Source organism: Mesorhizobium sp. (genome assembly GCF_004962925.1).
GTDB lineage: Bacteria > Pseudomonadota > Alphaproteobacteria > Rhizobiales > Rhizobiaceae > Mesorhizobium.
In genome coordinates, this window is record NZ_SUEO01000096.1 from 10,089 (window position 1) to 13,790 (window position 3,702).

General features: G+C 64.3%; 4 protein-coding genes. 1 reads left to right on the top strand and 3 read right to left on the bottom strand.

Features of this window, described 5'->3' with window-relative positions; all coding sequences use genetic code 11:
- Positions 1-63: 63 nt before the first annotated feature.
- From E5W87_RS19210 to E5W87_RS19220, 3 genes are all read right to left on the bottom strand, one after another.
- Complete coding sequence (locus E5W87_RS19210) at positions 64-1,170, bottom strand: KamA family radical SAM protein (protein ID WP_292400815.1); 1,107 nt, start codon at positions 1,168-1,170, stop codon at positions 64-66.
- Between the two features lie 160 nt (positions 1,171-1,330).
- On the bottom strand, positions 1,331-2,533 hold the full coding sequence (locus E5W87_RS19215) for a mechanosensitive ion channel domain-containing protein (protein WP_292400784.1): 1,203 nt from the start codon (positions 2,531-2,533) through the stop codon (positions 1,331-1,333).
- Between the two features lie 203 nt (positions 2,534-2,736).
- Positions 2,737-2,883, bottom strand: a complete 147-nt coding sequence (locus E5W87_RS19220) for a hypothetical protein (protein ID WP_292400787.1) — start codon at positions 2,881-2,883, stop codon at positions 2,737-2,739.
- Between the two features lie 359 nt (positions 2,884-3,242).
- Between E5W87_RS19220 and E5W87_RS19225 the strand changes: the two genes are divergently transcribed.
- Positions 3,243-3,674, top strand: a complete 432-nt coding sequence (locus E5W87_RS19225) for a cyclopropane-fatty-acyl-phospholipid synthase family protein (RefSeq protein WP_367118841.1) — start codon at positions 3,243-3,245, stop codon at positions 3,672-3,674.
- The last annotated feature ends 28 nt before the right edge of the window (positions 3,675-3,702 follow it).

The window sequence follows — 3,702 nt, forward strand, 5'->3', positions numbered from 1 at the left end:
CCTCTCCGTCTCGGCTTTGCCGAGCCACCTCTCCCCGCTTCACGGGGCGAGGAACCCAGGCTTTCAAAGGTCGCCGACAATCTCCGTATACGCCCTCACCTGACCGTCCTGCCCGCGAATCCGCCACGTCTCTCCGTCCTGCGCCTCGACATAGGACGGGCCGAGCGGCACCTTCCCGCCGCCGTCCGGCAGGTCCAGCACATAGATGGGGTTGCAGATGCCCGACAGCCGCGCGCGCAAGGCGCTTGCCAGCGCCTGTCCCTCAGCAATGGTGGTGCGCCGGTGCGCCATGCCGCGGGCGAGGTCGCCGTGGTGCAGGTAATAGGGTTTGACGCCGAGGCGGTACATCAGCTCGCGGCACAGCTCCTCCAGCACCTCGACCGTGTCGTTGACGCCTTTCAGGAGAACGCTCTGGTTCAGCAGCACGAAGCCGCCTTGCCTCAAAGCGCGGCAGGCCTGCTCGGCCGCCGGCGTGATCTCCCGCGCGTGGTTGAAATGGGTAACGACCGTGACCATCAGCCGGCCCTGCAGGGCGCGAACCAGCCCTGACGTGACGCGCAAGGGCAGAGCGACGGGCACGCGCGTGTGGATGCGTAACAGCCGCACATGCGGAACCGCTTCGATGCGGGCGCGGATTTCGGCCAGCGCCTTGTCCGGCAGCGACAGCGGGTCGCCGCCGGTCAGGATCACCTCGCGGATCTCGGGATGCGCCTCGATATAGGCGAAGGCCGGCTCCAGCGCCTCGCGCGAGAAACCGCGGCCGATCGACGTCAGCGATTCCTTACGAAAGCAGAACCGGCAATAGACCGCGCATTGATAGGTCGGGAACAGCAGAACCCGGTCGGCATGGCGATGCGTCAATCGCGGCACCGGACTGAAGGCATGATCGGCGATCGGATCGTCGAGCTCGCCTTCCTGCTCGGCCAGTTCTTCGGGCGACGGGATGACCTGCGCCCGGATGGGATCGGCGGGGTCGCTCCAGTCGATCAGATCGAGATAGGCTTTTGGGATGCGAACCTTGTGGCGCGTGGCCGCGGCTTGAGCCGCGGCGCGCTCGGCTGGCGACAGCGGCAGGGAATCCAGATCGCGCACATGGCGCACGCCCGCGCGAACATCGTCCTGCCACGCGGCGTCGTCATCGGCCGGCGCGCCGTCTGCATCGACAGCCATGCTGGCGTCGGCGAGATGTGAGGTCATCGAAGGGCTCCTTGAATTCGGGGGCTGGATACAGCATTGGAGCCAAGGCTTGAAGGGAATAAGCGGCGTTGCGATGGCACGGACGAAAAGCCGCTCTCAGCTTCGGCGCCGCGACCCTGCTGCACCCTCCCCATCAGCGGCCGCGTGATTTCCCAGCGCGCCCATCCGGCTTCATGATGATCTCGCGATGCGGATAGGGGATGCCTATGCCGTTTTGCTTGAAGGTGTCCCACAGCGCCAGCAGTACCCTGCCGCGCACGTTGGTCAGGCCTTGCTGAGGGTCGTGGATCCAGAAGCGCAGGACGAAATTGAGCGAGGAGTCGCCGAAGTCCGTGAGCCAGCAGACCGGCCGTCGGTCCGCTTCGACCCGGCCGACGCTCATGGCGGCCGCTATCGCCAGTTCGCTGACCTTATGCGGGTCGGCGTCGTAAGAGACCCCGAAATTGACGTCGAGCCGCACAAGGTTATCGCTGAACGACCAGTTGATGACCCTTTGGGTGATGAAGTCTTCGTTCGGGATCAGGAATTCGCGGCCGTCGCGCGTCACCACCGAGACAAACCGCGCCCGCAATTCGCGTACCCAGCCAAAGGTGCCTTCGAGCGAAATGGTGTCGCCCGGCTTGATCGACTTGTCGAGAAGGATGATCACGCCGGAAACGAAATTTGAAACGACCTTTTGCAGCCCGAAAGCCAGGCCGACGCCGACGGCGCCGGAAAATATCGTCAGAGCCGTCAGGTCGAGACCGACGGAAGACAGAGCGATAGCACCTGCCACCAACACAAGGCCGATCTTTGCGACCTTGCCAACGAGGACGCGGATCGAAGGTGTCAGCTCTTCGGAGACGCGGACGCGCTCATCGATATACTTGCCGACGACCACCGCAAGCCAAACCGTGGCGATCAGAAGCAGCGCCGCTTTCAGCACGATGAGCGCCGAAAGGCGAACCGCGCCCAAAGGTATTGCGAGGCTGTCCAGGAAAGTCGCGGTGTCGTCATCGATGCCCAGGATGACAAGGGCCGCATAGATCCAGGTCAGCCAGGCGAGAGTGCGCGCAACGAGGCGGTTGCGGATGATGCGCGACAGCACCGACGCGAACAGCCACGCGAGGGATAACGAGAGCGCGATATAGATGAAATGGGTCCGGCTTGGCCAGGTGACGGCGCGCATGAGAATGAGCGCGGCAAGCAGGACAACCGTGAACAGGATCCAGTCGGTGCGCCGCAACAGGGCAACGACGACCCTCAACAGTCCGGGATGCCCCTTGATCTGGCGTGCCCGGTTCTCCACGAGCGGTTCGATGCGCTGCGCCGCGAGCTTCGCGACGAGGAAGAGCACGAGGATGATTACGGCCTGATAGAAGAATCACGGCGTGGCGGCATAGTCGAACCATCTGCCGGACCAGGCCAGCGATTCATCGATGGCGTCGCGAAAATCCATTGCCACACGACCACTATGGACTGGCTAACAGCAACTCGCCATCCACAATGTCGTCGGCCTCGTGAATGGTCAAGCCGACCACCAAGACGCCTTTCAGCGCCTCAGCCCCGGCGCTTCCTGCCCCGTGCGCGCGACATGTCAGGTATAGCGCCGCCATAGGTATGGATGCCCTCCGGCGTCAGTTCCAGCACCCGATTGGAGAGCGCCGCCAGGAAGCGGCGGCCGGAGGCATCACAGTCCAGAAACAACCGCTGGGGATCGCTAACGCATAACATTAGCTTGCGCTTACATTAGCTTGCGCGTATGTATCTAAATTGGCCGGTGATCTACCCCCCAACCGGTTAGGCTCGGCGCCAGTCCCCCCCTCAGGCCAACGACGCCGGGCCGCTCCGGGCTTGGTCGGGTAAGCCCTCTTTAAGTGTTCCCCACTGTTCCTGCCGCGGCAGTTGAGAAAGTCGACCGATCGTCGGCCTCTTCGATATCGATCAAGGGGGCTCGACCACCGGCGGTGAACACATCGACGATGTCCGCGTCCCCTCAGGTGTCGGCCTTCCCGCCGCCGGCCATCGTCGCTAATCTCGGCTCACGGAAAGGCTGGAGAAGAGGAATGGCGAACGACTTGTCGCCAAGGCTTTTGGCGATCGTCGATGCGCTGCCTTTGCGGCAGGGCATCCGGGTGCTGGAGATCGGCTGCGGGCCGGGTGCTGCGGCGCGCGAGATCGCACGCCGGATTGGCGACGGCCACGTGCTGGCGATCGACCGCTCGGCCAAGGCCATCGCGCAGGCCAGGGCCGCCTCGCGCGCCGAGATTGCAGCGGGCCGGCTGAGCCTTCGTCAGGTCGCCATCGAGGACTTCAACCTGGAGGCGGACGAGAAGCACTTCGACATTGCCGTTGCGGTGCGCGTCGGCGCGCTGGATGGGCGTCATCCCGAGGCAGGAAAAATCGCCGTGCGACGGCTTGAGGCCACGTTGACGGCGCAAGGCCGGCTGTTCATCGACGGCGGCGATCCGCTGCGCGAAATTGTGATACGCGGCTGAGCGGCCGATGCTCCCTGCCCCCGGAATC

Excerpts from the sequence above, each read along its gene's own strand:
- E5W87_RS19225 (WP_367118841.1), top strand. The coding sequence starts at position 3,243 with ATGGCGAACGACTTGTCGCCAAGGCTTTTGGCGATCGTCGATGCGCTG.
- E5W87_RS19210 (WP_292400815.1), bottom strand. The coding sequence starts at position 1,170 with ATGGCTGTCGATGCAGACGGCGCGCCGGCCGATGACGACGCCGCGTGG.